The organism is Christiangramia oceanisediminis (assembly GCF_022570735.2).
In the GTDB taxonomy this organism is placed as follows: domain Bacteria; phylum Bacteroidota; class Bacteroidia; order Flavobacteriales; family Flavobacteriaceae; genus Christiangramia; species Christiangramia oceanisediminis.
This window is the reverse complement of the sequence record NZ_JANCNS010000002.1, coordinates 112,356-129,252: the sequence shown is the minus strand read 5'-3', so window position 1 is coordinate 129,252 and position 16,897 is coordinate 112,356. Positions and strand designations below refer to the sequence as shown.

At 42.2% G+C, this 16,897-nt stretch carries 14 protein-coding genes; all 14 read right to left on the bottom strand.

What is annotated here, in order from left to right:
* Window positions 1–22: 22 nt before the first annotated feature.
* Window positions 23–1,300: an argininosuccinate lyase gene (gene argH, locus MKO06_RS07895; protein WP_241551635.1), complete on the bottom strand. Its 1,278-nt coding sequence runs from the start codon at window positions 1,298–1,300 to the stop codon at window positions 23–25.
* Between the two features lie 256 nt (window positions 1,301–1,556).
* Complete coding sequence (locus tag MKO06_RS07890) at window positions 1,557–2,624, bottom strand: M20 family metallo-hydrolase (RefSeq protein WP_241551634.1); 1,068 nt, start codon at window positions 2,622–2,624, stop codon at window positions 1,557–1,559.
* Window positions 2,624–3,400: an acetylglutamate kinase gene (argB, locus tag MKO06_RS07885; RefSeq protein ID WP_241551633.1), complete on the bottom strand. Its 777-nt coding sequence runs from the start codon at window positions 3,398–3,400 to the stop codon at window positions 2,624–2,626. Before argB ends, MKO06_RS07890 begins: the two co-directional genes overlap by 1 nt.
* Before the next feature lie 135 nt (window positions 3,401–3,535).
* Window positions 3,536–4,483, bottom strand: coding sequence for an N-acetylornithine carbamoyltransferase (locus tag MKO06_RS07880; protein WP_241551632.1), 948 nt, complete (start codon window positions 4,481–4,483; stop codon window positions 3,536–3,538).
* A gap of 74 nt (window positions 4,484–4,557) precedes the next feature.
* The gene (locus MKO06_RS07875) at window positions 4,558–5,715 is read right to left on the bottom strand and encodes an aspartate aminotransferase family protein (protein ID WP_241551631.1); all 1,158 of its coding nucleotides are present in this window, start codon (window positions 5,713–5,715) and stop codon (window positions 4,558–4,560) included.
* A 2-nt stretch (window positions 5,716–5,717) separates the two neighbouring features.
* Entirely contained in the window at window positions 5,718–6,512 is a 795-nt protein-coding gene (proC, locus tag MKO06_RS07870) for a pyrroline-5-carboxylate reductase (RefSeq protein ID WP_241551630.1), read from the bottom strand.
* An 83-nt stretch (window positions 6,513–6,595) separates the two neighbouring features.
* The gene (gene argC, locus MKO06_RS07865; RefSeq protein ID WP_241551629.1) at window positions 6,596–7,561 is read right to left on the bottom strand and encodes an N-acetyl-gamma-glutamyl-phosphate reductase; all 966 of its coding nucleotides are present in this window, start codon (window positions 7,559–7,561) and stop codon (window positions 6,596–6,598) included.
* Window positions 7,558–8,745 carry an argininosuccinate synthase gene (locus MKO06_RS07860; RefSeq protein WP_241551628.1) on the bottom strand — a complete coding sequence of 396 codons (1,188 nt, stop codon included), beginning with the start codon at window positions 8,743–8,745 and terminating at the stop codon, window positions 7,558–7,560. The genes argC and MKO06_RS07860 overlap by 4 nt, the downstream gene beginning before the upstream one ends.
* 85 nt (window positions 8,746–8,830) lie before the next feature.
* Window positions 8,831–9,472, bottom strand: a complete 642-nt coding sequence (locus MKO06_RS07855) for a GNAT family N-acetyltransferase (RefSeq protein WP_241551627.1) — start codon at window positions 9,470–9,472, stop codon at window positions 8,831–8,833.
* A gap of 337 nt (window positions 9,473–9,809) precedes the next feature.
* On the bottom strand, window positions 9,810–11,084 hold the full coding sequence (gene ilvA, locus MKO06_RS07850; protein ID WP_241551626.1) for a threonine ammonia-lyase IlvA: 1,275 nt from the start codon (window positions 11,082–11,084) through the stop codon (window positions 9,810–9,812).
* Entirely contained in the window at window positions 11,084–12,553 is a 1,470-nt protein-coding gene (gene ilvC, locus MKO06_RS07845; protein ID WP_241551625.1) for a ketol-acid reductoisomerase, read from the bottom strand. Before ilvC ends, ilvA begins: the two co-directional genes overlap by 1 nt.
* On the bottom strand, window positions 12,550–13,089 hold the full coding sequence (ilvN, locus tag MKO06_RS07840; protein ID WP_241551624.1) for an acetolactate synthase small subunit: 540 nt from the start codon (window positions 13,087–13,089) through the stop codon (window positions 12,550–12,552). Before ilvN ends, ilvC begins: the two co-directional genes overlap by 4 nt.
* Window positions 13,089–14,822 carry a biosynthetic-type acetolactate synthase large subunit gene (gene ilvB / locus MKO06_RS07835; protein ID WP_241551623.1) on the bottom strand — a complete coding sequence of 578 codons (1,734 nt, stop codon included), beginning with the start codon at window positions 14,820–14,822 and terminating at the stop codon, window positions 13,089–13,091. The genes ilvN and ilvB overlap by 1 nt, the downstream gene beginning before the upstream one ends.
* 11 nt (window positions 14,823–14,833) lie before the next feature.
* Window positions 14,834–16,507, bottom strand: coding sequence for a dihydroxy-acid dehydratase (gene ilvD / locus MKO06_RS07830; RefSeq protein WP_241551622.1), 1,674 nt, complete (start codon window positions 16,505–16,507; stop codon window positions 14,834–14,836).
* Between the last annotated feature and the right edge of the window lie 390 nt (window positions 16,508–16,897).

Sequence of the window (16,897 nt, the reverse complement as noted above, 5' to 3'; positions counted from 1 at the left end):
TCATTTGATCAGGAGGTATTTTTTATAACTTCTGAAGTTTCGCTCTTATCATGTTCAGCGAGAGGTTATCCTTGCTCCCGGTGTGTGAATGTTTCATCCCTTCTGAAGCCTCATAAGATCCTTCCTGAACCTGTGTGCCAATGATCTGGTAGGCATCTCTGAAGGACTTCCCGTTAATCACCAGTTCATTAATACTATCTACCGTAAACAGGTATTTATACTTTTCATCCTGAAGATCTATATCTTTTACTTTAACCTGTGCGATGGAATGAGTGAAAATATCCAGGATCTCCTTCATGTTTTCCACTGCATAAATGCTGTTTTCCTTGATCAGTTGAAAATCCCTGTGATAGCCACTGGGAAGGTTATTGGTGATCAGGATCATTTCGTTGGCAATAGCCTGGAGTTTATTACACTTACCTCTAACCAGTTCAAAAACGTCGGGATTTTTCTTGTGCGGCATGATGCTGGAGCCGGTTGTTAGCTCATCGGGAAAAGTGATAAAATCAAAATTCTGACTCATATAAAGGCAGATGTCCATCGCAAATCTCGAAAGTGTATTCGCCAGCGAAGCGATATTCGAGGTTACCGTTCTTTCACATTTCCCCCTGCTCATCTGCGCAGCCACTACATTGAATTTCTGTGTTGAAAATCCTAATTCTTCTGTTGTAAATTCCCGGTCAATTGGAAATGAAGAACCGTACCCGGCCGCTGATCCCAGCGGATTTTGATCTACGATCTTTAATCCCGCTTCCAGAAGATACAAATCATCGATAAGTAATTCGGCATAAGCTGAAAACCATAATCCAAAGGAAGATGGCATTGCCACTTGCAAATGCGTGTAGCCTGGCAGTAATTTATTTTTATGTTCCTCGGCCAGGCCAAGAAGAACATCGATCAAATCCTTTGTTTTTCCTGAAATATCCTGAAGATTTTCCTTAAAATACAGCTGTTGAGCAACCAGAACCTGGTCATTCCTGGATCTCGCGGTATGGATCTTTTTGCCGGTATCACCCAGTTTTTTGGTCAGTTCAAATTCTATTTTAGAATGCACATCCTCAAAATCTTTTTCGATCTGAAACTGGCCATTTTGAAGCTGTACCTTCAAGTTTTCCAATTCCGCAACCAGAGCGTCGACTTCCTCTTCGCTTAAAATCCCGACTCTCCCCAGCATTTTTGCATGCGCTTTCGATGCCTGAATATCATATTTAGCCAGGTGCATATCCAGTTCCCGGTCGTTTCCCACGGTAAAATTCTCGATCTTTTTATCTATTGAAATACCTTTATCCCAGAGTTTCATAGTTTTTTATTTATGTCTGCTCGAGCGGAGTCGAGAGCTATTTATAATAGTTCCTTTTTTCTGTATCATATACGACTGAAGAACCGCAGATCTCTCACTTCGTTCAAAATGACTTTAAATTTTATTTTTCGTCATCCTGTCCCGAAACTTCGGGAGGTTCAGGATCTCAAGGGAAGCTGAAACAAGTTCAGCTTGACGAATTATTTGTTGTTTGCTGCACTGAGCCTGTCGCACTTCGACAGGCTCAGTGCGACTTTTATTTCAACGCCTTCTCAAGCAATCTTATATATTTTTCAATTCCTTCCTTGATCTCTTTAACGTAAATGAATTCATCTGCTGAATGCGACCTGGTGGAATCACCTGGCCCCAATTTTACCGAAGGACAACCCAACATCGCCTGGTCAGATAAGGTTGGTGAACCATAAGTTTCCATGCCCAGTTCGATCCCGGCTTTTACCAGGTCGTGATGCAGCGGTATCGAAGAGGAATTCAGTCTTAAACTACGGGCATTGATCTCATCCACCGGAGCCATATTTTTTAAAATCTTTTCAATTTCTTTATTGCTGTATTTATCATTCACCCGAACGTCTATCACCAGGTGGGTCCTTGCCGGCACCACATTATGCTGACTCCCGGCATTGATCTGGGTTACGGTGACTTTTACCTCACCTAAAGTTTCAGAAACCTTTTCCAGTTTAAAATTTTCGAACCATTCCAGAACCCTGGCTGTCTTATAGATAGAATTATCGTTATTTGGATGAGCTGCATGCGAAGGTGTTCCCTTAACCACCGCATCAAAAACGATCAGGCCTTTTTCGGCTACAGCCAGGTTCATCAGGGTAGGTTCTCCTACGATAGCCACATCGATCTTCGGAATTTCAGGGAGTAATGCGGCGATCCCATTTTTTCCATTGATCTCCTCCTCTGCCGTTCCTGCGAAAAGCAGATTATAACTAAGACCTTCTTCAGAAAAAAGATAAGTGAAAGTCGCCAGCAGGGAGACCAGGCAGCCCCCGGCATCATTACTGCCCAAACCGAATAGTTTCCCATCCTCGATCTCTGCCTTGAAAGGATCCCTTGTGTATGCCGAATTCGGCCTTACAGTGTCGTGATGGGAATTCAATAACAATGTTGGCTTGGAGTCCTCAAAATGCTCATTCACCGCCCAGATATTGTTCATCTGCCGGTGATGAGGAATTTTATGTTGATTTAACCAGTCCTGAAGCAGATAAGCCGTTAGGTTCTCCTCACCAGAAAATGACTGAGTTTCTATCAGCTTTTTCAGTAAATCGATAGCCTGTTCCTGAAGTTCCTTAACCTGCATTATTTTATGATTTTGGTATGAGTTGCATTTCGCTTTAACAATCCGGAATCACCAAGCAAAACCGAATCTACTCCTCTCTCTATGGCCTGAAAACAATTATGGAGTTTCGGAAGCATTCCGTCTGTGATCACTTTCGAAGCAACCAGTTTAGTATATTTTTCCGAATCAATTTCAGAGATCACTGAGTTTTCGTCATTGATATCCTTAAGCACTCCCTTTTTTTCTGAACAGAAATAAAGCTTGGTTTGAAAAAGTTCACTCATCGCAATGGCGATTTCCGAAGCTACCGAATCGCCGTTCGTATTAAGCAGCACTCCATCCTCTGTACTCGAAATTGCCGAAAAAACCGGTACTATTCCCTGTTCCAGTAAGGAATTAATGAATTTAGTATTCACTTTTTCCACATCTCCCACAAACCCATAATCGATCTCTTTCACCGGTCTTCTTTTCGAGATTAGCACATTCCCATCCGCACCACAAAGCCCGATCGCGTTCTGTTTTTTGGACTGAAGCCTGCCAACTATATTTTTATTTAAAAGTCCGCCGTAAACCATAGTGATCACCTCCATGGAATCCTTATCGGTAATTCTCCTTCCGTCGATCATTTTGGTTTCAAACCCCAGTTTGTCGGCAACTTCAGTAGCCTTATTTCCCCCGCCATGACAGAGGATCTTCGGTCCTTTTAATTGTACGAAATCATCCAGAAAGGAATCCAGCAAGGCTTCGTTTTCTATAAGCTTACCTCCTATTTTTATGATTTTCAGGTTTGGTTTCATGCTTTTATTTTTTGCCACGAATACACTAATATCTCAAATAGATATTCCAATTTTTGTCATTGCGAGTCTGCTTTTGCAGACGTGGCAATCTCCTTCAGGAGATTTCTCACTCCGTTCGAAATGACTTTCTTATTATTATTTAGTACACTCCAAAATCCGTTTCAACACCACCTGGGCGGCAAAGGTCCTGTTATTTGCCTGCTGGATCACGATAGAATTCTCACTATCCAACACGTCATCAGCGATCACCACATTTCTTCTAACCGGAAGACAATGCATCACTTTCGCATTGTTCGAATTCTTCAATTTCGCCTGATCAACTGTCCAGTTCTTCTGAACGTTTAGAACCTGCCCGTAATTTTCATAGCTACTCCAGTTCTTTACATACACAAAATCGGCATCTTCAAAGGCCTTTTCCTGGTCATGCTCTACTTTGGTATCCTTCCTTATATTTGGAGCCAGGTCGTAACCTTCCGGATTCGTGATCACCAGATCCACTTCCAGCCTTTGCATCATCTCAACAAAGGAATTAGCAACCGACTGTGGTAAAGCTTTTGGGTGCGGGGCCCAACTAAGGACTACTTTTGGCCTTTTTACCATATTGTTCTCCTGAATCGTGATCGCATCTGCCAGCGCCTGTAAGGGATGACCCGTAGCGCTCTCCAGATTAACAACTGGTACCGAAGCATATTTTTTAAAACTATTCAGCACCTGTTCAGACTCATCTTTTTCCCTGTCTTTTAAACCCGGAAAAGCTCTTACGGCAATAATGTCGCAATATTGAGATAGCACTGCGGCCGCTTCCCTGACATGTTCGGCCTTATCTGAATTCATCACTGCACCATCCTCAAATTCCAGTGCCCAGCCATCGGTTCCAACATTCATCACCATCACTTCCATTCCCAGTAGTTTCGCTGCTTTTTCGGTACTTAACCGGGTACGCAAACTGGGATTAAAAAAAAGCATGCCTAAAGTTTTTCCGGTTCCAACCCTTGATTCGGGATTCTTAACTTTTAAACTTCTGGCTTCCCTGATGATCCCTTCCAGGTCGTCTATGTCTGAAATGCTGGTATAATTCTTCATATTCTACTCTTAATTTTGTCATCCTTTCCCGAAATTTTGAAAGATTCAGGATCTTAAAAGAAGCTGAAACGAGTTCAGCTTGACGCGATTTTATCTATTTGTTGATTCTTCAGTGCTTTCTTGATTGCCCCGAAGAATATCTCAAAATGTTCCTTTTTTATATTCAATGGTGGCAGGATCCTGAGCAGTTTTTTATTGGATGATGCCCCGGTAAAAATTTGGTGCTCAAATAACAATTCCTTCCTCAAGGCTGCGATCTCAAAATCGAATTCCAACCCGATCATCAGTCCGCGTCCCTTGATCTTTTTGATCTCAGGAATTCTGGAAGCTTCTGAAATTACGTATTCAGATACCTCTTTAGCATTTTTCATCAAATTCTCTTCTGCAATAACGTCCAGTACCGAAATTCCAGCAGCACAGGCCAGATGATTTCCTCCAAAGGTCGTACCTAGCATTCCGTATTTAGCTTCAATATTATCGTCAATTAGAATACCACCAATCGGGAAACCATTCCCCATGCCTTTAGCCATAGTGATGATATCAGGGCGAATTCCATGTTTTTGAAAAGCGAAGAAATCTCCGGTCCTTCCATAACCCGACTGAACTTCGTCTGCGATCAACATAACCTCGTTCTCTTTGCAAATATCAGCTGCTGCTTTATAGAATCCAGATTCGGCTTCGTCGAGTCCACCAACTCCCTGGATCACTTCAAAGATCACTGCAGCCACGTCTCCTTTTTCGATCTCGTTTTTTAAAGATTCAATATCGTTAAAAGCAAGTTTTGTTGCTTTATGGCCAAGATTAAAAGGTGCTTTGATATTCTCATTATCAGTAATGGCCACTACTCCGGAAGTCCTTCCGTGAAAGGCATTATTAAAATAGATCACACGATCCTTCCCAGTATGAAAAGAAGCGACTTTTAAAGCATTTTCATTCGCTTCTGCTCCTGAACTGCATAGAAAAAGTGAATAATCCTGAACACCCGAAACTTTTTCCAGTTTATCGGCCAGCTCCTGCTGAAGTGGATTTTTGATGGAATTGGAATAAAAACCAAGTTTTGCAGCTTGCTCCTGGATTGCTTTCACATACTCCGGATGTGCATGCCCAATAGAGATTACGGCATGGCCACCATAAAGATCCAGATATTTTTTGCCTGTTTCGTCAAAAACATAACAGCCTTCACCTTTTACTGGCGTGATATCATAAAGCGGATATACATCAAATAATTCCATAATTATTGATCTGAGATATTATTAATTTTTTTGAATGACGCCTGAATTCCTTTAATCAGAGAGGAACTGAGTCCATTATGTTCCATTTCGTTAAGGCCTTCAATAGTACAACCTCTCGGGGTAGTCACCTTATCTATCTCCTCTTCCGGATGTTTTCCAGACTCAATTAACAGACTCGCTGCACCAAGGCAGGTTTGCATAGAGAGCTGCTGAGCGTCTTTTGCGTCAAAACCGAGTTGTACTGCTCCCTGGGTCGTAGCACGTATCAAACGCATCCAGAACGCGACTCCGCTGGCGCAGATTACGGTGGCTGCCTGCATTTTGCTTTCAGGAATGATTATACTGGTGCCTAGTCGGTTGAAAATAGCCTCGGCGATCTTGATCCGTTTTTGTCCCACCTCATTACTGCAAAGGCAGGTCATGGATTTTCCAACAGCGATCGCAGTATTTGGCATAGATCGAATGATAAAATGATCTTTTCCAACGATCTCTTCCATTCGAGAAATCTTGAACCCGGTCACCGTAGAGATCAATACATGTTTATCGGTAAGCTCAAACTTGATCTCCTCTAAGATTCGTTCAAATTGAGTCGGCTGAACCGCGAAGATCAGGATATCAGAATTTTTCACAGCCTCCAGGTTATCTGAAGTGATGCTTACTTTATTGTATTCTGAAAACTCCTGAATATCCTCAGTTTTCCTTTTTGTGAGATAAAGCGTGGTAAATGCATTGCTGAAGATCAATCCCTTCGCGATCGAAACTCCCAGGTTCCCGGTACCGATAATTGCTATTTTCATATTATCATATTTTGAATAAATCCGTCAAGCTGAATTTATTTCAGCTTCTCTGAGATCCTGAAACAAGTTCAGGATGACGTTCATTAGAAATAACTCGCCTTTAAATTCAAGCCCAACTTCTCATCCAGCCCGAACATCAGGTTCATATTCTGAACCGCCTGTCCGGAAGCTCCTTTCAGCAAATTATCGATCACGCTGGTGATCAATAATTTATTTCCGAATTTCTGTAACCTCAACAAACACTTATTTGTATTTACCACCTGCTTTAAATGCAATTCTTCATCGGTAATAAAAGTGAAAGCGGCATCCTGGTAAAAATCGGCATATAACTTTTTCGCCTCATCCAGGTCTCCTTCAAATTTGGTATAGGCGGTTGCATGAATCCCCCTCGAAAAATTTCCCCTGTTCGGGATGAAATTGATCTCAGCATCATGATCGGCCTGCAACTGCTTCAAACTTTGCCCTATTTCATTCAAATGCTGATGTTCGAATGATTTATAGGCTGAAAAGTTATTATCTCTCCAGCTAAAATGAGTGGTTCCGGAAAGCGATGTTCCCGCCCCGGTCGCACCGGTTACGGCATTTATGTGAACCTCATCTTTCAACAAAGCATTTTTCGCCAGTGGAAGGATCGCTAGTGTGATCGCGGTGGCAAAACAACCGGGATTGGCGATCAAATCGGCTTTTTCAATGTCTTTTTTATTCAGTTCAGGGAGGCCGTAAATGAATTTATGATCATCAGATTTTTGCCTGAAATCGGTACTCAGATCAACAATTTTCGTTTTTGCTGAAAATTGATTTTCAGCGAGGAACTTTTTAGAGTTTCCATGACCTAGACAAAGGAATACTACCTCCACTTCGGTATTGATCTTATCGGTAAACTTAATTTCTGTGTCGCCAATGAGATCCTGGTGAATACTGTAAATGGGCTTTCCTGGTTGGGAAGTGCTGAAAACGAAATTCAGATTCACCTCAGGGTGATTCAATAATATCCTGATAAGTTCCCCGGCGGTATAACCCGCACCTCCTATAATTCCTGCTTCGATCATGAATCCTGGTTTACGTGTTGATAGATCTTCCCGGAATTGGAGAGGATCTTGATAAATCCTTTGGCATCATCGGCAGTCCAGGCTTTGTTTTCCTCTCCGTAGTTTCCGAAACTGCTATTCATAAGGTCATGCTTGGATTTAATTCCGTCTAGATTAAACCTGTAAGGCTGAAGTGTCACGAATACATCGCCGCTAACTTTAGCCTGGGAACTCTCTAGTTGAGCTTCAAAATCTCGCATTACGGGATCCAGGTATAATCCTTCATGCAGGTGCATTCCGTACCAGTTCGAGGTATAATCCTTATGCTGAAGCTGCCATTTACTCAAGGTGTGTTTTTCCAGTAAATGATGAGCTTTAATGGTAATTAGTGCAGCTGCGGCCTCAAAACCGACTCTTCCTTTAATTCCAATAATGGTATCACCCACATGAATATCCCTGCCGATGGCATATTTTGAGGCAATACCTTCAAGGATCTCAATATTCTTTTCCGGTGCATTTTCTTTGCTGTCTATAGCCGTAATCTCTCCCTTTGTGAAAGTAAGTTTAACCTGTCTAGCTTCAATTTCGTTCAATTGAGAAGGATAAGCCGTTTCTGGTAATGCTTTTTCTGAAGTTAAAGTTTCAGCTCCACCTACACTGGTTCCCCAAAGACCTTTATTTACTGAATATTTGGCTTTTTCCCAGTTCATTTCCACTCCCTTACTTTTCAGGTAATCTATCTCTTCCTGCCTGCTGAGCTGCTTGTCTCTAATTGGAGTAATGATCTTGATCTCAGGTGCGATGATCTGGAAGATCATATCGAACCTAACCTGGTCATTTCCTGCACCGGTACTTCCATGCGCAATATGTCCGGCCCCGATCTTCTTGGCATAATTAACGATCTCGATCGCCTGGATTATTCGTTCAGCACTAACAGAAAGAGGATAGGTATCATTTTTAAGAACATTTCCGAAAATGAGATATTTTACCACTTTATTATAAAATGAGGAGATCGCATCTATATTCTTATAGCTGCTTGCTCCTATTTTTTTAGCATTCTCCCCTATCTTCTGGATCTCTTCATCTGAAAACCCGCCTGTATTCACACTCACCGCATGAACTTCAAAACCTTCTTCTTCCGATAAATATTTAGCGCAATAAGAGGTATCTAATCCCCCGCTGTATGCTATGACTACTTTTTTCATTTTTTATTGATTCAATTTTGTCAGCCAGACCTCTCGCCCCTCGACTCCGCTCGGGATGACGCGCTCGAGGTGACGGCTTAATTAATTATTCCTTTTCTACCTTTTCCTTTTTATAGAAAAGCGTTTGTTTGATATGTTTTAGCCTCTGAAAAGCCTTATCGTTGAATTTGCTTTTAGGTTTCTCAACTTTTTTAGTGTTCTTCTTTTTCTCGGGATCATATAACATTCCGGTGCACAGACACATCTTATGCTCGGTCCTGGTAAGAACATCGTAGTTCTTACAGGTCTGGCAACCTTTCCAGAAAGCTTCGTCATCGGTAAGTTCAGAGAAAGTAACCGGCTGATAACCTAATTCATAATTGATCTTCATCACTGCGAGGCCGGTGGTGATCCCAAAGATCTTTGCCTCGGGATATTTTTTCCTGGAATGTTCAAAAATGACATTCTTGATATCCTTTGCCAGCCCCTGGTTTCTGAAGTCCGGATGCACGATCAACCCGGAATTGGCCACATATTTATCGTGGCTCCAGGTTTCGATATAACAGAAACCGGCAAATTTTTCACCATCCAGAGCAATCACGGCATTTCCCTTCTCCATCTTATTGATGATATATTCAGGAGTTCTGCGCGCAATACCGGTCCCACGGACCTTGGCCGATTCTTCTATGGTTTGACAAATGATCTCAGCATAAGAAGCATGAGATTTATTAGCAATGATAATCTTCATCTGCTAAAAAATTTATGTTGAAAAAAAAGTTTTTGATCTGGGTTTTCGAGGGCGGAACCGGACTCACCTAGGTTCCATAGATATATAGACGCACTTACGTGCGACGGGGGAAACGGCGGCGCATAGGAGAAATATCAGAAAAAGTTCTGATCTCAATGTTTTGTTCTATGCTGTATGTATAATTCAAAATGGGAAAAATCAAATAATATTAAAAGAAAAGGGTTTCAGGGATCACTGCCTAGAAGCGGCGGGGCCTGAAATGAAAGCGGGGTAATATTATTTGTTTGATCGAAATCATGTTACAAATGTATACAAAAAATTAAACCACAGGCCTTTACTAGATCAAAAATTGAAATAAATTTGGATTATCATTCAAATATTCTCCAAAAAAGTTCTTCTTTTTCATGCGATCCACGAGTGGTCCAAAATCCTTAGGATCTTTCAATTCTATACCTACCACGGCAGGTCCGTTTGACCGGTTGTGTTTTTTCGAATATTCAAAATGAGTAATGTCATCGTTAGGACCCAGTACTTTCGCCACAAATTCTTTTAAGGCTCCGGCTCTTTGTGGAAAAACGACCACGAAATAATGTTTCAGGCCCGAGTAAAGCATGGCTCTTTCCTTGATCTCAGCCATCCTGATGATATCATTATTACTTCCGCTAACGATACAAACCACATTTTTTCCTTTAATTTTTTCGGCATAAAGATCCAGGGCTGAGATCGCCATCGCGCCTGCCGGTTCCACTACCATGGCATCCTGGTTATAAAGATCAAGAATAGTCTGGCAGATCTTACCTTCGGGAATAGTGATCATTTCATCCAGGTTTTCCTGGCAGATCGCAAAATTACGGGATCCTACCTTCTGTACGGAGGCGCCGTCCACGAAACGTTCGATATTTTCCAGTTCTACTACTCTTCCCTCTTTTAAAGAGGTTTTCATGGAAGGAGCACCTTCAGGCTCAATGCCAATAATTTTAGTCTCCGGAGAAAGCTTTTTGAACATGGTGGAAACGCCCGCCAGTAAACCTCCGCCGCCAAGTGGAGCAAAAACATAATCTATAGGAGCATCAGCCTGCTCCAGAATTTCCAAAGCGATGGTAGCCTGGCCTTCTATCACTTTTTCATCATCAAAAGGATGAATAAATACAAGGCCCTGCTCTTCCATATGTTTCATCGCGCTTTTAAAGGAATCATCATAGGTGTCGCCCTTTAAAACCACTTCTACCCATTCGCCACCAAACATCTGGGTTTGTTCAACCTTTTGCTTTGGCGTAGTTCCGGGCATATAGATCACTCCTTTTACCTTTAGTTTATTGCAGGCAAAAGCAACCCCCTGAGCGTGATTCCCGGCACTGGCACAAATAACACCTTTTTCGAGTTGCTCCTTGGGCAGGCTGGAAATCTTGTTATAGGCACCGCGAATCTTATAAGAGCGGACCTGTTGCAGGTCCTCTCTTTTAAGCATGATATTCGCCTGAAAACGTTTACTGTAAGTAAACGATTCAGCTAAAGGGGTCTTTAAGACCACTTTGGAAATTCTTTTAGCAGCCTGTTTAACGGCTTCATGATCGGGCTTGTATATCTTCTCTTTTTCCAGCAAAGTGTTCATTATGCGTATATTTTCTTCATTGCGGTCATGGCGGTTCTTAATTTCGCGCCAACCTTTTCTACCGGATGATTCTTTATCTCCTCATTTATTTTCGTCAATTTCTGCTCATCTACTTCTGAACCTTTATAGGTTTTACCGGCTACTTCTGGCTCGAGAGAATTCACGTAATCCTTGATCAACGGCTTAGCAGCGTGATCGAACAGGTAACAGCCATATTCCGCGGTGTCTGAAATTACACGGTTCATTTCGTACAATTTCTTCCTGGCAATAGTATTTGCAATAAGTGGAGTTTCATGAAGCGATTCATAGTAAGCCGATTCTTCAATAATTCCGGCATCTACCATGGTCTCAAAAGCAAGCTCTACTCCCGATTTTACGAAAGCAACCAAAAGAACTCCTTTGTCAAAATATTCCTGTTCGGTGATCTCTTCGGAAGTTGCTTCGGTTTTCTCAAATGCGGTATTCTCGGTTTCAGCTCGCCAGGTATGCAATTCCTTATCGTCGTTCGCCCAATCTTTCATCATTCGGCTACTGAATTCACCTGAAATGATATCATCCATATGCTTCTGAAAAAGTGGACGCATAGTTTTCTTAAGATCTTCGGAAATTTCATAAGCCCTTAATTTTGCCGAATCTGAAAGGCGATCCATCATCTGGGTAATGCCGCCATGTTTCAATGCTTCGGTAATGGTTTCCCAACCATACTGAATCAATTTCGCGGCATAATTTGGATCTACACCTTCAGCAACCATTTTATTGAAAGTGAGGATCGATCCTGTTTGAAGCACCCCACAAAGAATGGTCTGCTCTCCCATCAGGTCTGATTTCACTTCAGCAACGAAAGAAGATTCCAGCACTCCGGCACGATGACCTCCGGTAGCATAAGCATAGGCTTTTGCCCATTCCAGGCCAATTCCGTGAGGATCATTTTCAGGATGTACCGCGATAAGCGTAGGTACGCCAAAGCCACGTTTGTATTCTTCACGAACTTCAGAACCCGGACATTTTGGTGCGACCATTATCACGGTAACATCTTCGCGGATCTTCATGCCTTCCTCCACGATATTGAATCCATGAGAATAGGAAAGCACGGCATCCTTTTTGAGATACGGCTGAATCGCTTTAATAACTGAAGTATGCTGCTTATCTGGGGTAAGATTGATCACCAGATCTGCTTCCGGGATCAATTCTGCGTATGTTCCGACGGTAAAATTATTCTCGGTGGCATTTTTCCAGGACTGGCGTTTCTCTTTAATGGCGCCTTCCCGTAAAGCATATGAAATATTGAGTCCGCTGTCGCGCATATTAAGGCCCTGGTTAAGACCCTGGGCGCCGCAGCCAACAATGACTATTTTCTTATCTCTTAAAGCATCAACTCCGTTGTCAAATTCCTCAAGCTCCATAAATCGGCAGGTTGCTAACTGGGCTTGTTTTTCGCTGGATGAAAGGCTGTTAAAATAGTTGGTCATGATAATGAGTTTGTGGTATTAAATTTTTCTAATATTCCTGAAATTGGCATTTCGTTCTTGGTTACCGCGATGGTTCCAGATCTAACGAACTGCATCAATCCGTATGGTTTTAAAGTTTCATAAAGTGCGTCTACCTCGCTTCGTTTTCCTGTTTTTTCGATCACAAAGAATTCCTTGGTAACCGTCACGATACGCGCATTGGTCTCTTTGATAAAATCCTGGATATTATGATCGTCGAGAAAATCTTGAGACCTTATCTTATATAGCGCCGTTTCCTGGTAGATGGTTTCGGCATCGGTATGATAAAAGGCCTTGATCACCTCGATCTGTTTCTCCAGCTGACCCACGATCTTTTTGATCTGTTCTTCGGTCACATTCACGATGATGATAAATCGCATCACTTCATTGACTTCACTTGGCGAAGCCGTGATACTCTCAATGTTGATGTGCCTCTTTAAAAAGATGGCCGCGATCCTGGACAATAATCCAAGATTGTTTTCGGTGTATATAGATACTGTATAATTCTTCTTTTCCATTATTCTAATAATATGTCTGAAACTGCCGCTCCTGTTGGGATCATAGGAAAGACATTTTCTTCCTGTTCAACTTTTACTTCAAGGAAAAAAGCTTCATTGCTGTCCATCATTTCCTTAACCGCATCTTTTAACTGACTTCTTTCAGTAACCTGAACGGCTTTTATATGATATCCCTTCGCAATCGTTATAAAATCAGGATTGATCATGGTAGTGGAAGCATAGCGCTTATCGAAAAATAACTGCTGCCACTGTCTCACCATTCCCAGGAAACCATTATTTAAAAGCACGATTTTCACCGGAACTTTGGTTTGAAAAATAGTCCCCAGTTCCTGGATTGTCATCTGGTAACCACCATCTCCTATTACCGCTACAACATCTCTTTCCGGTTTGGCCATTTTCGCGCCGATAGCTGCCGGAAGGGCAAAACCCATAGTTCCCAGGCCACCAGAAGTCACATTGCTTCGTGTTCCATTGAATTTAGCATAGCGACAGGCTGCCATCTGGTGCTGCCCAACGTCTGAAACTATGATCGCATCGCCATTGGATTGCTTATTGATCTGCTGAATAACCTCAGCCATCCCCAGATCCTTTTTATTTTCATCCAGGTTTCCTTTAATGACCTTTTCATATTCGGTCTTATACATATCCTTGAACTTCTGATGCCATTCTTTATGAAAATTAGGCTCTAATAATTCAAGTAAGGCTTTCAGGCTTTCTTTCACATCTCCCAAAACAGGATAATCTGCCTTTACGTTTTTATTGATCTCGGCAGGATCTATTTCGAAATGTATTACTTTAGCCTGTTTGGCGTATTTTTCCAGATTTCCCGTAACCCGGTCATCGAACCTCATCCCGATAGCGATCAACACATCACATTCATTGGTGAGCATATTCGGAGCATAATTTCCATGCATTCCTACCATCCCCACATTCAGGGGATGATCTGTAGGTAAAGCCGAAAGTCCTAAAATGGTCCAGGCCGCAGGGATTCCTGCTTTTTCCACAACCTGCTTAAACAGCTCTTCAGCTTCTCCAAGGATCACTCCCTGGCCCCAGACGATCAAAGGTTTTTTCGCATTATTGATCACTTCAGCAGCACGTTCCACTTCCAGAAGATTCAATTCCGGGATTGGTTTATAACTGCGAATTCCAGAACATTTTTTATAACTGAATTCCAGCGAAGCAAACTGGGCGTCTTTGGTAATATCGATCAAAACAGGTCCAGGTCTGCCAGATTTGGCGATATAGAAAGCTTTCGCCATTACCTCCGGGATCTCTTCGGCTTTAGTGACCTGGTAATTCCATTTAGTAACCGGTGTGGAAATACCCACAATATCGGTTTCCTGGAAGGCGTCGCTTCCCAGCAAATGAGAACCTACCTGGCCGGTGATACAAACCATAGGCGTTGAATCGATCTGAGCATCAGCGATACCGGTGATCAGATTCGTTGCTCCCGGTCCTGAAGTAGCCACAGCGACTCCAACCTTACCTGAAACCCTGGCATAACCCTGGGCAGCGTGCGTCGCTCCCTGTTCATGCCTGGTGAGGACGTGGTGAATTTCGTTCTGGTATTTGTACAGTTCATCATAGACGGGCATGATCGCCCCTCCCGGATAACCATAAATAGTATCTACACCTTCTTCAAGCAAACATTTAATCACCGCTTCAGCTCCTGAAACAGTCAAGGTGTTCTTTGTGTTTACCTTTTCGAAACTCGCTGTTTTTACCTGCATAATTCACCGTATTAAAATTCATCGGTCACACAGCCTTCTGAAGCTGATGCCACCATTTTCGCATATTTATAAAGTACTCCTCCTTTAGCCTTGAAAGCCGGAGCCTTCCAGTCTTCTTTCCTTTTTTCGATTTCCTCATCACTCAAATGAGCCTGTATTCTGTTGGTTTCAGCATTTATACTGATCTCATCCCCGTCTTTTAGAAGAGCGATAAGTCCGCCCTCCTGGGCTTCCGGGGTTATGTGCCCAACTACGAAACCATGGGTTCCACCAGAAAATCTTCCATCGGTAATAAGAGCAACCTCTTTTCCTAATCCAGCGCCCATAATTGCTGATGTTGGTTTCAACATTTCCGGCATTCCGGGTCCTCCTTTAGGACCCTCATAGCGAATGACGACCACATCTCCTTTTTGAACCTTCCCGGAGGAAATACCTTCGTTGGCTTCAAATTCACCGTTGAACACTCTCGCCTTTCCTTTAAAATACAAACCTTCCTTTCCCGTAATTTTCGCTACGGAACCCTCAGAAGCCAGGTTACCGTATAGTATTCTGATATGTCCGGTGGCTTTGATAGGTTTTTCAACCGGATGTATCACATCCTGGTCGTCTGGCAATGGTTTTACATTTTCAAGGTTTTCGGCAATGGTTTTTCCGGTAACGGTCATACATTCGCCATGAAGCAATCCTTTTTCAAGCATATACTTCATCACAGCCGGGATTCCCCCTATCCTGTGAATGTCTTCCATTAAATATTTTCCGCTCGGCTTTAGGTCTGCCAGGAATGGAGTTTCCTCGCATATTCTTTCAAAATCCTTTAAGCCGAAATTAATCTCAGCAGCTTTGGCGATTGCTAAAAAATGTAATACCGCGTTAGTTGAACCGCCAAGGACCGTTAATAGCCTGATAGCATTCTCCAGGGATTTTGCAGTTACAATGTCCTTAGGTTTCAGATCTTTTTCCAACAAATATTCCATCGCTTCTCCAGCATTTACGCTTTCCTGGGCTTTCTCTGGACCGGTCGCGGGATTAGAACTATTGAAAGGTAAGCTCATTCCCAAAGCTTCGATTGCAGAAGCCATAGTGTTCGCAGTATACATTCCGCCGCAAGCACCAGCTCCCGGACAGGCTTTTTCTATTACCTGCTGATATTCTTCTTCCTGCATTTCTCCCGAAACTTTAGAGCCCCAGGCTTCAAAAGCAGAAACCACATCCAGTTTTTTACCATTATGACAGCCAGAAGCGATCGTTCCGCCATAAACCAAAACTGAAGGCCTGTTCAATCGTAACATGGCCATCAAAGCACCCGGCATATTTTTATCACAGCCTACTACAGTCACCAGTCCGTCATAAGACATGCCTTCAACCACGGTTTCCATAGAATCTGCAATTAGATCCCTTGAAGGCAATGAAAAACGCATGCCTGAGGTTCCCATGGAAATTCCGTCGCTAACTCCAATGGTGTTAAAAATAAGTCCGTTTAATCCTGCTTTCTGAGTTCCTTTTTTTACCTCTTTCGCGAGATCATTTAAATGCATATTACAGGGATTCCCTTCATAACCGGTACTCCCGATGCCTACGAATGGTTTTTTAAGATCTTCCCGACTTAATCCAATGGCATGAAGCATAGCCTGGGAAGCCGGTTGAGAATCGCTTTGTGTTATTTTGCTGCTATATTTGGTATTCATTCTGTACTTTTCGGTTTCAATAAGATTTAAAAATACTTGGTTAAGTATACTGTTCAGGATTTCTTCCCGAAGCTGAATTAATCCCAAACCAAAATTAAAATATTTAAAAAACTGGTTTTCAATGTTTTAAATCATTTTTATTTACGATAGCTAAATGATCTTAAATAGTCAAAACTTACTTTCAGGGAATAAAAAAAGCCATCTAAAAAGATGGCTTTGATTTATACTGAAGAGAACGCACATCTTTTAGGGTCGGTTTTCGATAATGAAAATGACCTCAATAATAAAAGATGAAATGTTCTGGATTGACTTAAACATGGTTCTAATGTAGAAAAATAATTTTTAAATAATTGATTTTTAGATTTTTAATTCTATAAAAACGTCATTCTC